Source organism: Methanobrevibacter millerae (genome assembly GCF_900103415.1).
Lineage (GTDB): Archaea > Methanobacteriota > Methanobacteria > Methanobacteriales > Methanobacteriaceae > Methanocatella > Methanocatella millerae.
Genome location: NZ_FMXB01000027.1, coordinates 1 through 23098, shown reverse-complemented (window position 1 = coordinate 23098; position 23098 = coordinate 1). Strand labels below are relative to the sequence as shown.

The following is a 23098-nucleotide window of genomic DNA, read 5'->3' as shown; positions in this document are numbered from 1 at the left end:
TCACAATTAATTGAAGTATTCAATTTAATATGGTCATAGACAACAAATTCCTCAGTAGTTGAATTCGGATTGAACTTAGAATCACCCAGATAAGTTACAGTAACATTATACTCACCAGCAGGTAAAACCAATTCATAACCGCATTCACCATTATCAATAGGCAGATAAACAACCGTATCATCAATAATAAACTCTACAAGACCGGTAGCAGATGAATTAACAACAGCAACAATGCTCACATCATTATCAACTGAACTGACAATAACCTCAATAGAAGTATTCTCCAAAGTAACATTCTTTTCTGCAACGTTGAAATAAATCAGAGTGGTTGCCGGATTGAAGTAATCATCACCTAGATACTTGGCATTACCCATGTAATTTCCTGCAAGGAAATCAGCAGCAAAAATGGCTTTACCGTTTTCAACAGGAACATAATAAGTCTTACCCGCAATATTAATTTCAACAAAACCTGTAGCAGAAGATTCATTAACATTAACAGTTAAAGTGACATCATAGTCATTGACAACAACATCACAATTAATTGAAGTATTCAGCTTTATGTGACCTAAAACAGTAAAGGATTCCATGGTTGAATTGGAATTGAATCTGTCATCACCCATATAAGTTGCAACAACAGTGTAATCACCAGATTGAAGCACGTTATCCAGTACAGCAACTCCGTTTAAGACATCAGCATAAACTGTGTAGTTTTCAGCGCCTGAAACCTCAAATTTAACGATGCCGGTAGCCTCAAGATTTACATTAACCGTGAAGGTAGCATTATCTTCAACGATTGAAACATTAAAGATAATTGGAGTATTCTCCTTAGCGGCTTCAACGACAGTGAATAACAGTCTGGTGCTGTTTTCATTATAATCATCATCACCGAGATAAGTCACTTCAACATTATAGCTTCCGGCAGGCAATGTAATGGCGTATGTAGCCACTCCATTCTCAACGGCCAGATAAATGACTGAACCGGACTGTTTTAATGTAACAAAGCCTGTAGCATTCTCATCAACATTAACAGTTATAGTTACTTTATTTCCATTAACATCAGCATCGGCACTGATAGGAGTATCCTTTTTGACATGTCCTTTAACAGTGAAGCTTTCGGAAGTGATATTGGAGTTGAATCTGTCATCTCCCATATATGTGGCAACTACTGAGTAGTCTCCAGATTCTAAAAGAACATCAAGAACTGCCTGACCGTCTTTAACATCAACATAGACAACATTCGCTTCATCACCTGACAATTCAAATTTAACTAGACCGGTTGCATTATTATCCACATTAACTGTGAATAAAACATTATTTTCAATGGTTTGAACATCAAGACTGATTGTTGTATTTTCTTTTACAGGATCTGCTATATTGAATGACAGTTTTGTGCTGTTTTTATTGTAGTTTTCATCACCAAGGTATGCTAAATCTACATTGTAGCTTCCCACAGGCAATGTGGTTGTGTATACTCCAGTTCCGTTTGTTAATGCAATATTGATTACGGTATCGCCGTATTTGACTTCGACAAATCCAGTAGCATCATCATCCACATCAACAGTAATTGTAACTTTATATCCGTTTACATCAGCTTCTGCAGTAATCGGCGTGTCTTTCATCACATGACCTATAATTTCAAAGTCTTTGGAAGTATTATTGGAATTGAATACATCATCGCCCATATAAGTTGCAATTACAGTGTAATTTCCTTTTTCAAATAACATAGAAGAGACTGCTGCACCATTTTCCACATCCACATAGAATGTTCGGTTTTCACCAGATTCCTTACTCAACACTTGGAACTTGACAAGACCACTGGCAGATTTATCAACACTTACATTAAACAATACCATGTTCTCATCTACACTAATATCAAGACCAATAGCAGTGTTTTGTTTTGCCGCTTCAGTTATAGTAAATGTTGTTTGTGTGCTGTTTGCATTGTAGTCCTCATCACCAAGATAAGTTGCCTGTACATAGTAGCTTCCTGCAGGCAATGTAGTGGTAAATGTTGCAACACCATTTTCGATTTCGATATTGGCAACAGTGTCGCCAATGCTTAATTTAACAAATCCTGTTGCATTTGAATCCACATTCACTGTGATTGTGACTTTGTTGTAGTTGGTATCAGCTTTCACATCAATGGCAGTGTCTTTTTTAACGTGTCCAAGGACTGTGAATTCCTTATATGTGATGTTGGTGTTGAACCTGTCATCTCCCATATACGTGGCAACAACAGTGTGATTTCCAGCATCTAAAAGAACATCAAGAACTGCCTGACCGTCTTTAACATCAACATAGACAACACTTGCTTCATCGCTTGACACTTCGAATTTGACAAGTCCTGTTGCATCCTTATCCACATTAACTGTGAATATTGCAGTATTTTCAACCGTTTCCACATCCAAACTAATTGATGTGTTTTCTTTTACTGGATCTGCTATGCTGAAAGATAATTTTGTGCTGTTTGAATTGTAGTTTTCATCACCAAGGTAAGTTAAATCTACATTGTAGCTTCCAGCAGGCAATGTGGTAGTATATGTTCCTGTTCCGTTTGTTAATGCAATATTAACTATGGTATCGTCGTATTTGACCTCTACAAATCCAGTAGCATCATCATCCACATTTACTGTGACTGTAACTTTATATCCGTTTACATCAGCTTCAGCAGTAATCGGAGTATCTTTCATCACATGACCTATAATTTCAAAGTCTTTGGAAGTGGTATTGGTGTTGAATACGTCATCACCCATATAAGTTGCAATTACAGTGTAGTTTCCTTTTTCAAATAACATGGAGGATATTGCTTCGCCATTTTCCACACCCATGTAGAATGTTTGGTTTTCACCGGATTCCTTACTGAACACTTGGAACTTGACAAGACCGCTGGCAGATTTATCAACACTTGCATTAAACAATGCCATGTTCTCATCTACGGCAATCTCAAGACCAATAGTAGTGTTTTCTTTTGCAGGATCTGTTACTGTAAATGCTGTTTGTGTGCTGTTTTTATTGTAGTTTTCATCACCGAGGTAAGTTAAATCTACATTATAGCTTCCAGCAGGCAATGTTGTTGTGTATGTTCCTTTACCGTTTTCCAGTTCAACATTTGCAATTGTATCACCGAATTGGAGTTTGACAAAACCTGTAGCATCAGAAACCACATCAACAGTGATTGTAACTTTATAACCGTTTACATCAGCTTCTGCAGTTATTGGCGTGTCTTTTTTAACATGTCCGATAACTGTGAATTCTTTGTATGTGATGTTGGTGTTGAATCTGTCATTTCCAAGGTATGTAGCAACTACCGTGTAGTTTCCAGATTCTAAAAGAACATCAAGAACTGCCTGACCGTCTTTAACATCAACATAGACAACATTCGCTTCATCACCTGACAATTCGAATTTGACAAGACCTGTTGCATCCTTATCAACATTGACAGTGTATGTAACGTTATTTTCAACGACATCCACATCCAAAGCGATTGTTGTATTTTCCTTGACTTGTCCAACAATGCTGAATTCGGTTTTTGTAGCATTTGGGTTGTAAATTCCATCACCAATGTAAGTCACATCAGCAACGTAGTTTCCACTGGAATAATCATTGATGAATACGGCAGTGCCGTTTACTACTGGAACATAATATTCCCTACCAGCAATACTTATTTCAACCAAACCGGAAGCGTTTGAATCAACGTCAACGGTGATTGTGACAGTGTTTTCATTTACGCTGGACTGTGCTGAAATGGAAGTGTTGAGTTTTTCCGGCTCAGGAACAGTGAATGTCAATATTTCTGAACCTGAATAGAACATATAATTACCTAATGAGGTTATGTTGACGTTATAGGTTCCAGGAGCTAAACTCTGCGTGAAATTTAAAGAAGAGCTGATAGGCAAGTAAATCAGTGAATCAAAGAGGTTCATTGAAATCCATCCATCATATCCGTCGATATCCACATGAATGGTGACTATGTTCTCAGTGACATCAGCACTTGCAATGATGACAGGAATTCTTTTATCAACATAAACAGTAATGTTTTTACTTGCAGCAGGAGCATATTCATCATTACCCGCAAAACTAACAGTAATAATGGCCGTACCTTCATTTAAACATTTAATAACACCATTTTCAACAACAGCAACACCAGCATCACTTGAAGCATAAGTTAAATTGCCCGCTTCAGGAGGATTCAAAGTTGCACCAGCAGAAACAGAATCATTAACCTTTAATGTCATTTCTGTTTCATTAATAATAATCTCAGTTGATTGTTTGGCTAAAATAATAGTGTATGAGGCAGTTTCAAATTTACAGGTTACACTCGCAATCCCTTCTTCTCCACACGTATATAATATTGCTTGATTAATTAAAGCAGTTGTTTGATTTAATGCACCACTCCTTTGTGATAAATCTAGTTCTATATTCATTTCTGATGCATCATATTCCTTAATTTCTCCTGAAGTACTGTTATATGCGTATAATTTAAAAGTAATTTCAGCTGTTTCGTTTACTGCAATTTCAGAAGTTATATTGGTTGTTGCATTTAAAAATAGCCAATTAACCATAGTTACATTTTCACTGACTTTCGGTTTTATATTGTAATTGGTGGCATTATTTCCAAACCAGTTATTGACAGATAAAACAGAACCTGATTCCACATCAATAATCAATTCATCATCTATTGTATTGTTTATGAAAATAGAGTCATGAATAACGGAATTTTCATCAAAATACCCAATATAAATCGCACTTCCATTAGAAATATTATTATTTATGTAATTTCCGGAAATTTTGACGTTATGTGCTTCTCCTATAATGTCAATGCCCATTATCGCATGGTTATTGAAATAGTTTCCGGATATGTTGGAATTGCTTATTATTCCTTCTATTAAAAGTACAACACAATAACTTGCAGAGTTATTATAGTAATCTCCGGATATACAGGAATTATTTATTGTTGCAAATTCGCTCATATAGTATACTGCACAAAATCTGGCAACATTATTGCTGTACTCTCCAGATATGATAACATTAGTTAAATTATTAGTAAATAAGAATACTCCTCCAGTATCATTTGCCTGGTTATTGTTATAATATCCGCTTATATTAACATCATTTAAATTTCCATTAAAGAAAATCGCACCACCGCTATCATCTGCTATGTTGGCAGTATAATTTCCAGATATACATACATTGTTTAAATCTCCATTAAAGAGAATTGCACCACCATAATCATCTGCTTTATTGGCAGTATAATTTCCAGATATATTTACATTGTTTAAATTTCCATTAAAGAAAATTGCACCGCCATAACCATTATTTACACTGTTATTTATAAAAACTGAATTTATATCTGTGTTGATGACATCTGCATAAAATCCGATTGCACCGGCAAGACCATCAACAACATTATTATCTATAAAAATGGCATTTATGTATGAGTTATTAAGTGTCTGATTAAAGAAAATCGCACCACAGACATATTCTTCTTTTCCATTTTTAAATGTTAAACCTGTGATATTTATCCTTCCTGCGTTAACAGTCAAGATTCTACTACCAGATTGTGCATCAAAGATTACTTCACCAGCACCATAATTAACTAATGTTAAATTATTTTTATTAATAGTTAAATTTATATTATTTTCTCCGGTGTATGTTCCCGGTGCAATATAAATTGTACTGTTCTCAGGTGCTTTTCTTAATGCTTCTTTCAATGTTTTAAATGCAGTATCAGGTGTTGTTCCATTGCCGCTGGATTCTTTACTTCCATTTACATACCAAACAAAAATTGTCGGAGTAACAGTGATGTTAACTGTGGTTGATGCATTATTGTATAAATAATCACCAGCATAAAAAACACCAGCAGTGGCATTCAGCTTCAATCCTGTAACAATAACAGTGGCCGTACCATTATTAATTTCACCATACCACTCATCACCGCCAATAGTAACAGTGACATTTCCGGTAGCATTTTCCAAACCGGTAACAACAACAATGGCATCCTCACTAAGCATAATAGGATCAGCACTGGCAATAATAGTTAAATTCATCTTAACAGGATTAACAATAATATAAACTGTAGTGGAAGCATTAATATAATTGGCATCACCTAGATAGGTAACATTTGCAGTTGTATTTTGGTTTAATCCTGGAATAATGATAGTGGCGGTTCCATTTCTGATTTCACCGGTCCAATCAGCATTGTTGATAGTAACGGTGACATTGCCTGTAGCACGTTCCAAACCAGTTACAATAACTGTAGCATTATCACCTTTCACTATTGGTTTTGCACTGGCATCAATGTTTAAATTTTTACGATTAACAGTAATAGTCACATTTTCCTGTTTAGCTTTATATACTCCATCCCCTGAATAACTAACGAGTAAAGTCTGATTGCCTGCAGATAAATCCGGAATAATAAGAGTGGCAGTGCCGTTTACAATAGTGGAAAAAATATTTCCAACACTGACCTTGCCTGTAGCATTATCTGGTGTTAAAATAACATTTACAGTGGCATTATCACCAAAACTAATTTCCTGTGCAGTAATATCCATTGTAACGTTTTGTTTAGAATAAGAATATGATAATTTTAAGACCTGACGATTGACAGTAGCAGTTACAGTTGTAATGCCGTCATCAAATGCAATATCTGAAGTAACAGTATTATTTCCAGTTTTTTTATTGGTAAGTTTTGCACCATTATCTGCACGGAAGCCCGCACCATAATTGAACAATTCGCCATCGGAAATGAAAGTAACAATTACTGTGGATGGCTGACCTGCAATAGGATTTTCATCTAAAGATAATTCAACAATGACCTGTTCATCATCTTCATGGCTTTTATCACTTCCCCAAGTATTATATTCTACAAGTTCATTTGAAAAATCAAAAGAGTTGCTTCCATACCAGTTATTATGGATTTTATCATACGTACCTTTATTGTATACAATGTTTCCCTTATCATTTGCCTTATTGTTAATGAAAATATTATATTCTAAGGTCAAATGGGACTTTGTGGAATCTAAATAGATTGCTCCGCCTTCATCAGTACAGCGATTATTTTCAAAATAACAATGGGAAAATGTAACATGATTTTCCTTGTTTATATAGATTGCTCCCCCATCCTTTTCAACTTTATAAGCGCTAATGTAATTATTAATAAAAATACCATATTTTACATCAGTGTTGAATTTATTTACATATATTGCACCACCCCCAGTATATGTAGCATAATTATCTCTGAACTCTGAAGATGAATTCCCCCAAGTTATAGTGTCTGCATAAATTGCACCACCAGCCTCACGAGCCTCATTGCGAATAAAATAACAATTGTCAATTGCAACATCACCTTTACTATATATTGCACCACCTTCATTTTTCCAAGAATCCTCTTCCCAGGAATAATATACAACATTGCCATCAAATCTAGAATTTACTGCAATGACGTTATTTTTACAATATATTGCACCGCCTTTTTCTTGAGCGTGACACTCGGAAAAATAACCATTGTCAACATATATATTTTTTTCACCATAAACTGCTGCACCAAAGTTAGTTACCCTGTCCTTTCGGAATTCAGAATTTTTAATATATATATCTCCAGCGGCGGCTATTGAACCCTGATTATATGCCCAATTATAAGCAGAATAACAGTCTTCAATTATAACATCACCTTCACATCGCACAGAAGAACCCTTATGACGTGCATAATTAGAAGTAAACCTAGTATTTTTTGCAAAGATCCTGTTTTTACTATATATTGCACCACCATGATCACCAGCATGATTAGAGGAGAATGTGGTACTTATAGCATCAACAGAATCCTCAACGTAAACTGCTCCTCCATAATTATCATCTGCCTTATTTCTTTCAAATCTAGCTGAAGATATGGAAGCGGATTTTGCATATATTGCACCACCATAATCACCAGCTATATTATCGTTAAAGCTAGATCCTTCAACTTCAACATTACCTTCACTTCGTATGGCACCGCCGTAACATTGAGCAGAAGTTGCACCCGTTGCATTATTACTATAAAATCTGGTATTTTTTGTTACAGTGACATTATTTTTACTATAAATTGCACCTCCATCAACCTTGGCCTTATTTTTTTCAAATAAAGAATTTTCAACAGATACGGATTTTTCACAATAAATTGCTCCACCATCGTCGTCTGCATTGTTGGATGTGAATGTGGAATTTATAATATCCAAATCTCCTTTGGAGTATATCGCTCCACCATTATCATCATCTGCAGTATTTTTATCGAAACTACTGTTTATAATGGTTAAAGGTTTATCTACGCCATTGTATATTGCACCGCCGTAGTCATCTGCCCAATTATTGTTAAAAGTACAGTTTATAATTGTGTATTGAGCAGAACCTTCAATATAAATAGCACCGCCCTTATTATTAAAATCGTTGTGTCCGTTAATTATTTTGAGATTTTTCAAGGTTATAGTTCCACTATTTGAATAAAATGCGCTGCAGCCACCTTTACCTAAACAGTCAAGGGTATGTCCCTGACCATCTATAGTTAAATTTTTATTCAATTGGATTCTGGAACCATAAGCTCCATTATAATCTCTTGTTAGATTTAAAACAGAACCTTCTGTTGCATTATCTATCTCACTTTGAAGGTCATCAAAAGTTCCAACATCATTATTTTCACTTAAAATTACCTGATTTTCTTCAACGCTAACAACCTCACTTGCAGCATCATCTGCGGCACTGACTGCCGAAACAGCAAATAATGAAACAAGAATGATTGTTAGTATCATCAATTTTTTGTTTAACAAATTTTTTCCTCCATAATAAATCTTTTAATGATATATTTTTTATTTAAAATAACATATATTATTTGTGAAAAAATTCTGAAAAAATAAAGCAAGTTAGGTAGTTATTAAGCGATAAAGACATGACAATCAATTTCGCCAGAACTTATGATGATTAATGATGCTTTGGTGGAATTAAAATAGCTATTTATTGTTTAAAATATAATAAACGCTTCTGAGAGGAATGTTCAGCTTTTCGGATATTTCACGGGGCTTGAGGCCGGATTCCCTTAAAGACTTAACCTCTTCATAATCATATTTTTTCGTATTGGTGTCCAGCTTGGTCTTATTTCTTCTAAGCAGGTAATAAACCCTGTTGACGGTAATGTCAAGCATTTCAGCGATTTCCGCTGCCTTATAACCTTCATTAGCCAGCTTTAATAACTCCTCTTCATAGTCGCAGGGCTGTCTTGAAGCTCCCCAATGGTACTCCTTTACAACCTCAATGTCCAGCTGCCTTAAGGCGTCTATATACTTTTTAGAAGTCCTTTCATAAACGCTCGGCGCACAGGTTATCCTTTCAAGGTTCGGATACTCCTCCAGGAGATTTATAATCATAAATGAAGATAATGTTTCGGTTATATGAATTGTAGTTACATCTTCATCCATAGTGACACTATCCTTTAATTAAATCAAGGAATTTCTTTGACTTGTCAGTTTTAGGGTTTTTAATGTTTTCGATGTGCTTGATTTCCTTTCTGATTTTGGACTCATTAATATAGAATGAATTGCTTATAAGTTCCAAATCGATGTCGCTGTTCAAATAGAGGTGAGCGGCTCCCAAAGCGGGATGGTTGACCTTGATGTTGGAGCTTTTCATTAATTTTTCGAACTTGAACTTTTCATAAAGGATCAAATCCTTATCCGGAACTTCTAGTATCCTGATGTCGCTGAACTGGTTTAAAATGTCGATTACGCCGCTGAAGGTCTTCTGGAAAACCCTCCTCTGCTGCCTGTCAAGCTCAACACGGATATACGGAAACGGTCCGGTTGAAATCTTCCTGTTGGAAACGGAGGTGGTGAGATAATACCGGAAAATGTCCCAGCTTATCAATGCCGGAGCGATATCCTCGAATATTGTTCTTTCAATAGTTTCACGGGTTTTCAAATCCCTTTTAAGAGATCTGTTCAATTCACCGTAGCGGTCAAGGTAATGAAACTTGGAAAACTCTTCCTTTATCTTGTTTTCCCTCCAGTTCTCGATTTCAGCAACGTCAAACTCGTCAATGAAATTCGGAGTGTAATTGCTGTACTTATGAATAATCAGATCATAGTTGTTTATTCGCTTGAAATCTGTCAGCTGCCTTTTGAAGATGTCATCACGAATGCTGTCGATGATGCTTTCGGCGTAGCGGACATATCCCAGGGCAATTGCGGTTCTTGCATGCTTGTCATCAATGATGGCCGGCTTTGTCCTGTGGAACTCCAGCTTTTCAATACGCACATATTTTCCGTAGGTCTTTCTCAGTTCCTCTTCATAATTGTCAACGAATTCTGAATCGAAGGTAACTCTTTTTCTCAGCCATCGATTGTTCTTGTCCTTATATCTAAATAACGGTGAGATGGTTTTTACGTGTCCGGTACGTTCCTGTTTAAGGGCATTGATAACCTTTTTAAAGGCGTTTCTGCCATATCTTGATAAATCAGCCATCAATACACGATAATTACCGGACAATGGTAAATATGGAATTATTTCAACCCTATAGGTATTTTCCCTGCTTATCTTGAATGAAAATGACTCGCTTCTGCATTTACACTTCCCTTTAATTGCAATGTATTCGGATATTGAATATTTCTTGTAGCAGGAATCGCACTTGAGATAACCGTACTGTTCAAGATGGCCCAATGCGATTTGGTGTGAGTCAATGGCTGACTTGACCCTGTCGAGAATGTTTTTCTTGGCATTGGCCTTGTTTCGAAACATCTGGTTGTGCCGGCTGTTTTCGCTTACCTCTTCAAGTGAAACCTCACCGATTGACTTGTTTCCATATTTGTTCAGTGATGCGAATGGAGTGCTGTATCCCTGCACCTCCATGTCACGCCTTAACTGCTTTAGCTTTTCCAATCTGTCAGCCAGCTTAAAGTAAAGATATTTGAAATTGTCAAACTCATCGATATCCTCTACGCGGATATCATCGTTTGAAATTTCCTTGAGGTATTTCTCCGCTTTAATTACCAGGACAGATTCTTCCATATTATCAGATTTATTGAATTCTTTCGCCGATTTCGCAATCTTCGTTTGCAGTAAGCAAAGCCACATTATCGCCGGTGGCAAGAATCATTCCTTCGGATAATGTTCCGAACAGCTTTGCAGGTTTAAGGTTAACTAAAACGACAACTTTCCTTCCGATTAAATCTTCAGGAGAGTAGTAGTTTGCGATTCCGGAAACGATTTGTCTAGTTTCGGATCCGATGTCAACCTGTAACTTTAATAGCTTGTCTGATTTTTCTATCTTTTCGGCCTCTTTAACCTGGCCTATTCTAATGTCTACTTTGTCAAAATAATCAATATCTATAATTTCACTCATATTATCTTCCTCATTTGATTTTAAGTTTTCCTGCAGTTTTTCCTTTTCTTTTAAAATAACGTCATCATCAATTTTCTTGAATAACGGTTTTGCCTTTGAAATCTCATAGCCTTCAGGAAGAGGCACTTTGGCATCCTGCCAGTTATCCAAATCAGGCAGATTCAGTATCTCAGCTATTTCATCAGCCTTTGTAGGCAGGAACGGCTTTAACACATAAGCAAGGCATTTTGCCAACTGATTGGATAGGTATAGGCAGTTGGCTGCCTTCTGGAAATCTTCCTTAACGGCTTTCCAAGGTTCCTGGTCGTTGAAATACTTGTTTCCTATTTTGGATACCTTGAATATTTCAAGCAGGGCTTCCCTGAAATCGTAATTTGAAATCAATTCGCCGACGGTGTCCGGAAGCCTTCTGATTTCGGCTTCAAACTCCTCATCCTCAGCTGATGGGTTCCTATATTCAGGCACCTTGCCGTCAAAGAATTTATGTGTAAATGTGAATGTCCTGTGAAGCAGGTTTCCGATGACGTCTGCAAGCTCGTCGTTGTTTCTTCTCTGGAAATCATCCCATGAGAAATCGGAATCCTTGTTTAAAGGAGCGTTAATCGTTAAATAATACCTTAATAAATCAGGTTCAAAGTCCTTTACAAAGTCGGCTATCCAGATAACCCAGTTCTTGCTGGTGGACATCTTTTCCCCTTCAAGGGATAAAAACTCACCTGCATAAATCATGTCGGGCATCTTGCAGCCGTAAGCGTTTAAAAGACCCGGCCAGAAAATGGAATGGTGGTAAATGATGTCCTTTCCGATGAAGTGGACAACGTAATCGTTCCAGTAGTCCTCCCATTTAATTCCGGTTTTTCTTGACCATTGGGCGGCTGAGGAAATATAACCTAAAAACGCCTCAATCCAAACGTAGAGCACTTTTCCTTCGGCTTCATCAAGAGGTACCGGAATTCCCCAGTCCATGTCTCTTGTGAGAACCCAGTCGTTGAGTCCTTCCTTAAGCCAGTTGGAAGCGTAGTTCTTAACGTTTGCAGGCAGATTATCGTTATTGTCAATGTAATCCTTTAATGCGTCTTCAAATTCTGATAGCTTGAAGGCATATTGGTATGTATCCTTAATGACCGGCGTATTTCCGCAGGTCAGACATCTCGGTTCATCAAGTTCCGTTGGATCAAGCGCCCTTCCGCACTTTTCACAGTGGTCTCCACGGGCTTCAGAGCCGCATGCTGGACATAATCCTTCAACATAACGGTCCGGCAGGAATTTTTTGCAGTTTTCACAATAAAGCTGCTGGATATCCAGCCTGTAAATCAGACCCTTATCGTAGAGGTCCTTAAAGAAATTCTGAGCTATTTCATAGTGAAGCTCATCGGTTGTTCTTGTGAAATTGTCAAGGGAAATGTTCATTGATTCAACGTCCTTGACAATCATGTCATGATAACGTTTGGAAATTTCAATAGGCTTTTTATTCTCCTTGTCAGCCTTTACTGCAATTGGAGTTCCATGTTCATCAGTGGCGCAAACCATCAGCACGTCATTTCCGACCATACGGTTGTATCTTGCGAAAATGTCCGCAGGCAGATACGTTGAACGGATATGGCCCAGATGACACGGACCATTTGCATAAGGAAGTGCACATGAAATAAATATTTTAGTCATTCATTCTTCTCCTAAATTTTTTAAGCATTAGTATATTTGTTACTGATTCTTTATAAAAGTATTATTTTCAGATAGCTTTTCTTGAAATTTAAGGATTGATTGCAATTATTATTAAAAATCTTTGCTGATTGAAAAAATACAAACCGAAAGCAATATTGCTTTTGAAAATAAGTTAATTTTTTAATATATGAAAAAAAAATTAAAAAACATGGCAGAAATTTCATATATCAACCCGCTATCAAATGAAGGAAGGGAAATCATCAAGGATTACGGTGATTTGAATCAGCTTGACAAGGAAGATGAATACCTTATTGAAGAGGTAATCCACACTCCAAATCAGAAAATCTCAGATGACTCTCTAATTCCCAAATCATATAAGGATCTGGCCTTTAAGCGCATCAAATGGGCAATCGAGAAAAAGAACAACAAGGAATATGCCCAAAACGAGTTCGAATACCTCTTAAACGATGCCATTTACAAGCATGACGTCGTAATATTCCACGCCCTCTGCCAGGCGATAGCGATACAGTTCAATACGGGCTCAAGGGAAACCAGGCTTTTTGTGGAGTCCCAGGGAATACTGATACAGGAAAGGCTCGCCAAGCTGACCCCGTCAACAAGGGAGGAAATCATGGATGAAATCCTCGATGAGATAAAAACCGACGGGGCGATAAAGTGGAATTCACTTAAGGACGTAATAGCTAGTAAAAAACTGAAATTAAGCGAGCTTTTAATTGAAAAGGGAGACATTATCCTTCAGCAGGATGAGTTTTTAGACAATTATGCAGACCAGTTCAGCGACAGAAGCCCCGACAGAATGTACAACATACTGATTGGTGACAGCGTCAAGGAACTCATATTATCCCGTCTGATAATGCAGAAAACCGAGGAATACATCGCAAGGATAAAGGAGATGTCCTCAAGGGTTGAAATGCATCCTGCGATAATCAAGCTTTCAGAAGAGCTTAAGGAATTCATTCCCGAAGAGATAGGCAAATACAGCACTTACCTTGACGGAAGCGGAGGACTGTTCGGAACCGCACAGGCAGGAAAGCTGAATCCCGAAGCGTTTCCACCATGCATTGAAAATACCGTTAATGGAGTGTCCTCAGGAGGACGTAACGATGCAATCGTTCTTTTATTAACGTCATTCGCTTCATATGCACGCCTATATCCGAGGATTTTCGCATCAGATGAAACGATAAAGGTCTCAGACGTTGATCCTGACTTGAGCATTACCCGAAATGAAATTTTACCGTTAATATTTGACGCTGCGGACAACTGTACGCCGCCGCTATTTGAAGACCAGCCACAGGAAAAAATCAATATCATATCAAAGCTCGGATTCGGAATGCATGAGGATATTAACATCAACCATGAAGGCGAAACGACCTGGTACACGCCTATGAGCTGCGATAAGATAAAGATGCATCTGCCACAGCTGTGCAAGCCTGACGGATTATGCAAGGGAATCAATAACCCGTTGTCCTGCTATACCCGTAAGAAATTCCAGCTGGACAGAAAATCCAAAGATTGAACTACCATGACTTATAGAAGTCATGGATTCCTAACATCGAGTTGAAAGGCGATCCCCGTTGTTCCAACGGTTTAAAATATTAATTGATGCATTAATATCTCTATCAAGGACAATTCCACAATTTGGACATGTCCATTGCCTAACAGAAGGTGATAATTCATCTACAACATGTTGGCAATGGCAGCATGTTTTGCTCGTCCCTTTTGGGTTTACGGTTACAAGACCTTCGCAGTCCGGTTTATACCAATTAAACTTATAATTAAGCATATCTTTAAATTTCATTAATGGAAAAACCATATTTTGTTCTCCACCGATGAGAATTTTAATATTGGCCCAGTTATCTTCTAATACGATTGTATCATTTTCTTTAACTAAAGTTGTGCTTAATTTTTGTATGAAGTCGTTTAATTTGTTTGTTCTTTTAGTATACCAGTTTTGTAATCTTTTTTGAATATTTTTAAATGCTCTGCTTCCTTTTTGTTTTGTACTGAGTGAAATGTTTAATTTTTTAATCATTTGGTTTTCATGATTTATATCAAATTTGTATTTTTCACCAGTATTACTTACAAGAAAGTAATTTCTGTTGGAATTTAAGTCGTAACCCTTTGATTGATTTGTATTGTTCCATTCTTCTATTGGTGCTTCAATATTTAAGATAGCGTAATATTTACCATTATCGTATGTAATGGTGATATTGTTGATTTTAATATTGGAGTTAAGTAATTGATAATATTCTTTACTTGTTCTGTAACGGATTAAACCATATTTTCGAAGTATTAACTTTTTGTCTTTAATAGGGTATTTGGCTATTGTTTGTCTGAAACTTAATCTGGTATTTTTTCTACTGTGGAATTTTGGGAAATTGGTTTTTGGATTTTTAAAGAAATTTTGATAACTCTTATATAAATCTCTGCTGGATTGTTGTAAACTCGTACTTTCAATTTCTTCTAACCAGGGATTTTCCTGTTTTAATTGTTTTAAAAAGGTGTTAATGAGAGTTATATTTAATTTGTATTGATTAGGATAGATGGCGTGTAATTTATTTAATCTTTCAAGGATGTTATTATGTACAAACCTACTTGCTCCAAAATTTTTATGGAATAGTTCCTCTTGTTTTTTGTTTGGATAAATTCTTACTTTAATTCCTTTATTAACTATTTTCATAATTATTTTTTTTTACTTCCTTTGTTGGTTTTCTAGATATATTGTTTAATATGTTTCAATATTTAGCTCCACCAGTTGTAAGCTATGAAAATAACCTCTTTTCCAAAAGATTCCACTCCAAAGACTATCATATAATTTTTAGGATTATTCTTTTTTAATGTTATTCTACTGCTTGTAGATTTTATAGGAATTAATGAAATCTTTGAATATTAAACATCAGTTCCACTTTTAAACAATATGTGTATTATGATTTGCCTCAAAATTAGCTTCAACCACCATTTATTCTATAGTTACTGCCCACACGATTAAATATATTAATTAAAGACTCAAATATGGGCTCAGTTATTACTTTCCTACGATATTTAACAACCAATACCAAGTGATAGGTTAACTTATAATACTGAATGGTTAGTCTTGTCAAAAATTTGAAACTATAATAATTTATATGGCAATTAAACTATTTAAAACATTTGATTTAAAATAGTCCACCATTTTTGCAAAAATTCATCTACCACTTCAGAGAAGTGGTAGTATTCTTTTGCATCATAAGATAATTGCTTATTTTGAAAAATTAAAAAAATACAACAAGTGATAAGATTACCTGTTGTAATAATCGTTAATTACCTGACCGTCCCTGATTTCTATTGTCCTGTCGGCCAAACGGGCAACGTCATGGTCGTGAGTGACGATAATTAACGTTGCATTAATTGTTTGATGGACAAATCGTAAAACGTCAAGTACCTTAGCGCCGGTTTTTGTATCCAAAGCCCCTGTAGGCTCATCAGCGAGGATTATTGACGGGAAATTAACCAATGACCTTGCAATAGCTACCCTTTGGCGTTCACCGCCTGACAATTTGTTCGGCTTTTGATTTTTCTTATCCAGAAGCCCTACCGCTTCGATGAAAAGCAGCGCCCTTCTATGCTTGTCCTTTTCAGACATCTTTGCATCCATCAGCGGTATTTCAACGTTTTCCTGAACCGTAAGATTAGGCAAAAGGTTATGAAGCTGAAATACGAAGCCTATTTCATGACGGCGAAAATCGCTTAAATCCTTCTGTGAGGCCAGATCAATGCCGTTAATAATAACGTGGCCGGAATCCGGAGAATCAAGTGCACCCAGCATATTCAATAATGTTGATTTGCCCGAACCGGAAGGTCCGATAATGGATACAAAGCTTCCCCTGTCGATTGATAAATTAATATTATTAAGTGCAGTGACTGCCCCCTTATCATACTGCTTTAAAACATTTATTAATCTGATAAATTCCATCAAATCACCTATTCATACCTCAATGCTTCAGTTGGAGCAAGCTTGGATGCCTTGTATGCGGGATACACTCCGCCGATAATTCCTACGATAATCGTGATGCCGAATGCCAATATGAATGTCTTGGGAGTGTAGACCAGTGAGAATCCTTCCCTTCCGATAAGCTTTACGCCGATTTCGGCTATGGATATTCCCAAAATCGAACCGACAATGCCCGATAATGTTGTTAAAACAAGGGTTTCTCCTAAAATCATCATCAGTATCTTTTTGCTTTTCCATCCGATGGATTTTAAAACGCCGATTTCTTTAGTCCTTTCATATACTGTCATTACCATTGTGTTTACGACGCCTATGGCTCCGACAAATATTGCCAGGCCTGAAATGGCGAGGGATGCCGTATCCAGTATGTCTGTAACATTATCGAATATTGAAGAGAGCTCTTCGCTGGTGAGAACAGTCAGGTTTCCATACTTATCTTCAATGTTATCGCCGACAATCGTATCGTTTGCACCTTCCGACGTCTTTACATAGATTGAAGAGACGTCACTTGTATCCGAGAGATTTTGAAGGGTATCCAGGGATGCGTAAACCCCGTTGTCTGCCAGCATGCTTCCGCTTTCAAAGATTCCCACAACCTCGAAATCATGGCCGAAAAGGGTGAGATTGTCTCCAATGCTTACATTATACAAATCACTATAGCTTAAACCGACTATCGCTTCATAGGAACCGTCCTCATAAACGGATCCGTTTACGTCCTTAATGCCGACCAGATTTAATTTGGAGGCGTTTATTCCGTAAAACCTTGTTCCCATGCCTGGGCTATCCGACTGTTCCAAAAGAGGATTGGAATCGCTGACGGACAGCTGGCCTGCTGCATCTGATACGTTCGTTACGTTTTTCAAATCATCAATCAATGAAGAATCCAGCAATGCAGAGCCTCCGCCCACATTCGTTGAATTCATAACGGTTATTTCGGCTCCGCCCTCGTTGAATGACGTCTGAACGGAATCCTCAAGACCCGCCGTAATGAGGCCTAAAGCAACGATTGTTGCAATTCCAATAGCTATTCCAATAATGGACAATGCGCTTCGAGTCTTGTTCCTGAACGGATTCTTTAAAATTAATGTTATGAATTTAATAGCTGACCCCCCATATCATAAACTGCTTTGGGTGAATTTAAATGGATTGTGGTTTTCATCCGTTTTGTCATAATACTTGTTTAAAATGGATGATTCCCACATGTTATAGTTCAACTGGTCGTTTTGAGAAAACCTGTAAGCCAATATTCCGACTGTGCGTGAATCCTCATCGATATCGTTTTCCTCACAGAAAATGCTTACCATGTCCGGGGCAAACTCTGAGGGTTCATCCTCCATGAAATCCATGAATTCCTCATACTCCGTTTTCGAAAAGAGCTCTTCCGGACCTATCGGATAATCGCCTGCCTTTATGGTATACAGTTCAATGTACATCATGGACTGCAGGGGCATCTGGTTGTGTTCTATTGAAAGGCCGCTGACCTTTCCCGTTTCCAAATCCAGGACTGTATGGCCTGTTTTTTGCATTGGAAACCAGTTGTCGTAAGCCGGCTTTACTATATCTTCCGGAGACAATCCTGCCAATATTGTCTTTAAGTGTTCAACACCGATTACCTCAAATATTTCTTCCATAATAATATTTTAAAAAATAGCATATAAATATTTTAATTTCAAGATATTAATCTATGAGAAATTTGTCTGATTTGCTTGAAAATAGGGAAATTATTAAATCAACTGATAGACTACGGATTTAATCCGGATTATGTCTTTGAAAAGACCCTTTCCAATTCCAACTTCAAGGCTGTGATAATCTATGAAAAGAATACATTATTTTCCAAAGTGATTGATTTGGAAATGGACGAGGATTATGTTTTGGTTGATGTGAAAACTCCAATCGGGAAGTTTGCAGCAGAACTGAAAATTGAATATGAAAGCATAATCACAGACATTATTGAGAAATGCACAAGATCAAATGTTTTCAAGTTTTTTCAAACAAAAAGATTGATGGATAGAGTTGAAAAGAGATATAACACGGATTTGGAATTTCTCTGGGAAAAATTTCCAAAGGATGCTATCTACAGAAACAAAAGGTATTCATCTTTTTTATCAGCAATTTTACGATATGGAAATCATGGTACTCAATTATGAATAAAAATGGACTTGAAAGTCCGAATTTTCCAAGATTATAATTTAATTAAATTATTCATCATATTCTCACTATATAGCATAATAATATTGATTTTCTTTTCTTTTATCAGTGCAAAAGTAACAAACTATGTGTTTAATTTTGATTTCATTTCAACGATATTCAGTTTCTTTATTGCTATAATATCCGCATATGTTATTAATTACTTCGAAATACCAATGTATATTCCAAAAATACAATTTAAACAGATTTTACCTAAAAAAACATATTATATTTTTTTAATACTGTTCATCACTATAGGATTACTTAAAACATTTTTCCTAGATTCCAATTATGATATATTGATGTTAGTTATCACGATATTTCTTATAATCTATTTATTAAAGCCATATGATGGCGATATTTCCAAAATTAAATACAATACTGTACCAAACGTATTTTCAAAAGTAAATATTTCCATAGTATTGCTAATCTTGATTATCTCATTTATTACAGTAATTATGGATTACATTTTGGGTTTGGGATACAGTGAAAACTATTTAAATATCACCAGAACCACCATGTATTTATTTATAATAATATCAATTCCATTAGTGTTTTACTTATATTATTTGGAAAAAAATGTAACAGAACCATTGAATAAGGTATCTGAAATCATAACTGAAGGTATTACAACAATTGAAGACCATTCAAAACATGGAAAAAAATTGGAACAAATCAAGGTAAATAACGAAATAAAAATACTGATTGATTCATTGCGAGATATGGAATATGATGTAGTAAAACATGCACAAAACTTGAAGAAAGTAACCTCTGAAAAAGAAAGATATGAAACTGAACTGAAATTGGCCAGCGATATTCAAAATTCAATGATTCCAAAAGATTTTAAACAATTCCATGATAAATTTAGTGAAAACAGAGACAAGTTTGAACTTTGGGGAATAATGAAAGCTGCCCGTCAGGTAGGAGGAGACTTTTACGATTATTTCCAAATAGATGAAGACAATATCGGATTTGTAATTGGAGATGTCAGCGGAAAAGGAATATCAGCTGCATTAATAATGGTTAAAACAATGACATTAATTCAGGATTATACAAAGCAGTACAATGATTTATCAAAAGCATTTTATAAAACAAATAATGATCTCTATGAAGAGAATGTGGAGGATCATTTTGTTACCTGTTGGCTTGGAAAAATTAATATAAAAAGCAACGAATTGTCATTTGTTAATGCGGGCCATAATTCACCATTAATTAAATTAAACAATAATGATTTTGAATATATGAATATTAAACCGGGATTAGTATTAGCTGCTATGGAAGATGTGGATTATAAAACACACACTATACCATTTAAAAAAGAAGATACAATATTTTTATATACTGATGGTGTGACAGAAGCCAATGCCAATTATGAAGAATTTTACGGTAAAGAAAGACTAAAAAATATTATAAATAAACACAAAAACGATAATGTTAATAATATAATAGAATCCATAGAAGAGGATGTTGAAGAATTCTGCAATTATGAAGAACAATTTGACGACACAACAATGTTTATTCTCAGAGCAAAATGAGGGATGATTGTTATTTAATTAAATAAACATCATCTTCTCTAAAGTTCAAAATTAAAGCTAACAGCCGTGAATTTCATTCCGCTGTCTCTAATTTTTTTAGATTTAATGTCAACGTTACCATATTTCTTTAAGAAAGTGTTTATCTCTCCTGAAACGGAGTTGTATTTTTTCCTGTCATATACCCTGTAATTTCCCATGAATTTAACGGTTTCTTTTGTCTTTAGGATATTTACTTTATCCATTCTGAATGATTCACCGTTCTTTTCTAAAACTGAGTTTACTTTATTTACAATTTCTGCTTTTATTTTGTCTTTTTCTTCATCGCTAATCATAATATCTTCATCCATTAATAGCAGTGCTTTTCAAACATGGAAAAGCACTTGAATTTTCTAAAAAAATATAAATTAACCATTTAACTTGTTTAATAGTTTATATGTTATTATTATAATAGTTTATGAGAAAATTCTAAATCACCAGTTGATGCCATCTCATTTTATAAGATTAATTGCATAATCATTAATTCATCAAAAATAAACCAAAACTCAACATTAACAACATCGTTTTAATTGAATATATGATTAAAAAAATTAATGGTTACTATCAAATCAGATAAAATAAATGAAGCTAAATTTATAATAATTGATTGATATCTAAAAAACAGTAAATACAAATATTGTTATCTACATGAAAAAAAAGAAAAATTGATGGGAAAGTAAATTATAACTTCCCATCCCTAAGCGGTTACAGTTACTTTGTTGGCTATGACCGCTTGGCCATATTTTGAAGTAATTATGTACTCGCCAGGTTGTAAATTAATGTTTAATTTCACTATACCGTTACCGTCACTTGTTCTGTAGTAGAATACTCCATGGATGTTGAATTCTACTTTTTGATTAGGAGCAGGGTTACCTTGTCCGTCGTATACGTGTGCTTCGAATGGTTTAGAGTCATGGAATTTTTTAGATAAGTCTTCAGCGGTTAAAATTGGTAAAACCGTTATATTGTGAGCAACTCTAGCTCCTTTATACTCAGCAGTGATAATGTATGTACCAGGTTCCAAGTTGATGTTGAGTTTTACATGACCTGTATCATTGGTTGTACGGTTGTAGAACACACCATGGATGTTGAATGTAACAATTTCACCAGCACCTATAGGGTTACCGTCATCACCTAAAACTCTGAGCACATATTGTGAATCATTTCTGAAGTATTTTACAAGGTCACCATCTTCAATGAATCTGGATAAAACAGTAATGTTGTTTACTTTAACATCTCCTGTTGTAGGGTTGGTTGTAGTGATTGTGTAGTTACCAGATACCAAGTTGATTGCAATGGAAGCTTGACCATTAGCATCAGTAGTTCTGGTGTACTCAATACCGTTAATTTTGAAAGTAATGTTAGCGTTAGCTAAAGGATTACCTTCGCTGTCAGTGAAGTTAGCAACAAATCTGTCAGGAGCTTTTTCCACTTTAACGAGATCATCGGCAAAGATTGTTTCTTTAGGATATGGTATATCAATAGTTTCAGTAGAGTTAGCTGAAGCATATTTTTTATCACCAGTATAGGTAACACCAACAGTATGGTTACCAGGAGCTAATTCAGGCAATTCGAAGATTGTAGTACCTTTTTCTACAGGAACATATAATCCAGTACCGTCAACATCAACCAACATGTAACCAGTAGCGTCTTCAGGCAATTCCATTATGACAACATCTTCAGAAACTGTTATGTTAGCTTTAGGATCTACACCAGTTGGGGTTGGAACAGTTACATCAGCAGTTGTTTTAGCAGGTGCATATTTATTGTCACCAGAGTAATCAACTTCAACAGTGTAGTTACCAGGAGCAAGATTGCTTAAATCCAATTCGATTTCGTCATCAGCATCGAAGTAGTAATTTTTACCGTCAACACTTACAATAACATGACCTTCTGCATCTTCAGGCAATTCCACACTAACAACAGTGCCATTTACATTAACAGTAACATTAACATCTTCTGGAAGTGGGAATTCAACGTCCTCATATGTAGTGTTGGTGTTGAATGCTGAATCGCCCATATATGTTGCAACTACAGTATAGTTTCCAGGCTCAATACTGTTAGTAAACATTTCCACATGACCATCTATAACATCCATGTACATAGTATAGTTCTCACCAGTTTCTTTACATACCATATATAATTTAACCAAACCAGTTGCAGCTTCATCCAAATCAACCACTATAAAGGCACTGTTTTCATCAACAGTGATATAAAGATCAATAGTAGTATTTTTCTTGGAAGCATCCATTATGGTAAATGTCACTTTTGTATTGTTCATATTGAAGTTATCATCACCAAGATAAGTTA

14 protein-coding genes are annotated in these 23098 nt (G+C 35.8%); 3 read left to right on the top strand and 11 right to left on the bottom strand.

Annotated features, from left to right (window positions below):
* From F3G70_RS11210 to metG, 4 genes are all read right to left on the bottom strand, one after another.
* Positions 1-8795 (bottom strand): Ig-like domain-containing protein (locus F3G70_RS11210; RefSeq protein ID WP_149732795.1); only part of this gene is annotated, 8795 nt, incomplete at its 3' end.
* Positions 8796-8975: 180 nt separating this feature from the next.
* Positions 8976-9440, bottom strand: a complete 465-nt coding sequence (locus F3G70_RS11205; RefSeq protein WP_149732794.1) for a hypothetical protein — start codon at positions 9438-9440, stop codon at positions 8976-8978.
* A gap of 7 nt (positions 9441-9447) precedes the next feature.
* Positions 9448-11025, bottom strand: coding sequence for a DUF530 domain-containing protein (locus tag F3G70_RS11200; protein ID WP_149732793.1), 1578 nt, complete (start codon positions 11023-11025; stop codon positions 9448-9450).
* A 10-nt stretch (positions 11026-11035) separates the two neighbouring features.
* A complete protein-coding gene (gene metG, locus F3G70_RS11195; RefSeq protein ID WP_149732792.1) occupies positions 11036-13021 on the bottom strand; it encodes a methionine--tRNA ligase in 1986 nt (661 codons plus the stop codon).
* A 208-nt stretch (positions 13022-13229) separates the two neighbouring features.
* On the opposite strand from metG, the gene priL reads away from it, so the two are divergent.
* Positions 13230-14558 (top strand): DNA primase large subunit PriL, encoded by a 1329-nt coding sequence (gene priL, locus F3G70_RS11190; RefSeq protein WP_149732791.1) that lies wholly within the window; start codon positions 13230-13232, stop codon positions 14556-14558.
* Between the two features lie 30 nt (positions 14559-14588).
* Here priL and F3G70_RS11185 read toward each other — a convergent pair whose 3' ends face one another.
* From F3G70_RS11185 to F3G70_RS11165, 5 genes are all read right to left on the bottom strand, one after another.
* A complete protein-coding gene (locus tag F3G70_RS11185) occupies positions 14589-15722 on the bottom strand; it encodes an RNA-guided endonuclease InsQ/TnpB family protein (RefSeq protein ID WP_149732790.1) in 1134 nt (377 codons plus the stop codon).
* 268 nt (positions 15723-15990) lie between these two features.
* Positions 15991-16143, bottom strand: a complete 153-nt coding sequence (locus F3G70_RS12515; RefSeq protein WP_223166084.1) for a transposase — start codon at positions 16141-16143, stop codon at positions 15991-15993.
* A gap of 176 nt (positions 16144-16319) precedes the next feature.
* Positions 16320-16994 (bottom strand): ABC transporter ATP-binding protein, encoded by a 675-nt coding sequence (locus F3G70_RS11175; protein WP_149732789.1) that lies wholly within the window; start codon positions 16992-16994, stop codon positions 16320-16322.
* Positions 16995-17002: 8 nt separating this feature from the next.
* Positions 17003-18073, bottom strand: a complete 1071-nt coding sequence (locus F3G70_RS11170) for an ABC transporter permease (RefSeq protein ID WP_223166083.1) — start codon at positions 18071-18073, stop codon at positions 17003-17005.
* 72 nt (positions 18074-18145) lie between these two features.
* Complete coding sequence (locus F3G70_RS11165) at positions 18146-18661, bottom strand: hypothetical protein (protein WP_223166082.1); 516 nt, start codon at positions 18659-18661, stop codon at positions 18146-18148.
* Between the two features lie 75 nt (positions 18662-18736).
* Between F3G70_RS11165 and F3G70_RS11160 the strand changes: the two genes are divergently transcribed.
* Both F3G70_RS11160 and F3G70_RS11155 read left to right on the top strand, forming a co-directional pair.
* Positions 18737-19177, top strand: coding sequence for a hypothetical protein (locus F3G70_RS11160; protein WP_149732786.1), 441 nt, complete (start codon positions 18737-18739; stop codon positions 19175-19177).
* 216 nt (positions 19178-19393) lie between these two features.
* Positions 19394-20752 (top strand): PP2C family protein-serine/threonine phosphatase, encoded by a 1359-nt coding sequence (locus tag F3G70_RS11155; RefSeq protein ID WP_188118174.1) that lies wholly within the window; start codon positions 19394-19396, stop codon positions 20750-20752.
* Positions 20753-20790: 38 nt separating this feature from the next.
* Here F3G70_RS11155 and F3G70_RS11150 read toward each other — a convergent pair whose 3' ends face one another.
* Both F3G70_RS11150 and F3G70_RS11145 read right to left on the bottom strand, forming a co-directional pair.
* A complete protein-coding gene (locus tag F3G70_RS11150; RefSeq protein ID WP_149732796.1) occupies positions 20791-21084 on the bottom strand; it encodes a hypothetical protein in 294 nt (97 codons plus the stop codon).
* Between the two features lie 401 nt (positions 21085-21485).
* A partial coding sequence (locus F3G70_RS11145; RefSeq protein ID WP_223166081.1) for an Ig-like domain-containing protein occupies positions 21486-23098 on the bottom strand: 1613 nt, incomplete at its 5' end.

Coding starts and splice junctions, on each gene's coding strand:
- F3G70_RS11205 (WP_149732794.1), bottom strand. CDS start 9,440: ATGGATGAAGATGTAACTACAATTCATATAACCGAAACATTATCTTCA.
- F3G70_RS11200 (WP_149732793.1), bottom strand. CDS start 11,025: ATGGAAGAATCTGTCCTGGTAATTAAAGCGGAGAAATACCTCAAGGAA.
- metG (WP_149732792.1), bottom strand. CDS start 13,021: ATGACTAAAATATTTATTTCATGTGCACTTCCTTATGCAAATGGTCCG.
- priL (WP_149732791.1), top strand. CDS start 13,230: ATGGCAGAAATTTCATATATCAACCCGCTATCAAATGAAGGAAGGGAA.
- F3G70_RS11185 (WP_149732790.1), bottom strand. CDS start 15,722: ATGAAAATAGTTAATAAAGGAATTAAAGTAAGAATTTATCCAAACAAA.
- F3G70_RS11175 (WP_149732789.1), bottom strand. CDS start 16,994: ATGGAATTTATCAGATTAATAAATGTTTTAAAGCAGTATGATAAGGGG.
- F3G70_RS11165 (WP_223166082.1), bottom strand. CDS start 18,661: ATGGAAGAAATATTTGAGGTAATCGGTGTTGAACACTTAAAGACAATA.
- F3G70_RS11155 (WP_188118174.1), top strand. CDS start 19,394: ATGTATATTCCAAAAATACAATTTAAACAGATTTTACCTAAAAAAACA.
- F3G70_RS11150 (WP_149732796.1), bottom strand. CDS start 21,084: ATGATTAGCGATGAAGAAAAAGACAAAATAAAAGCAGAAATTGTAAAT.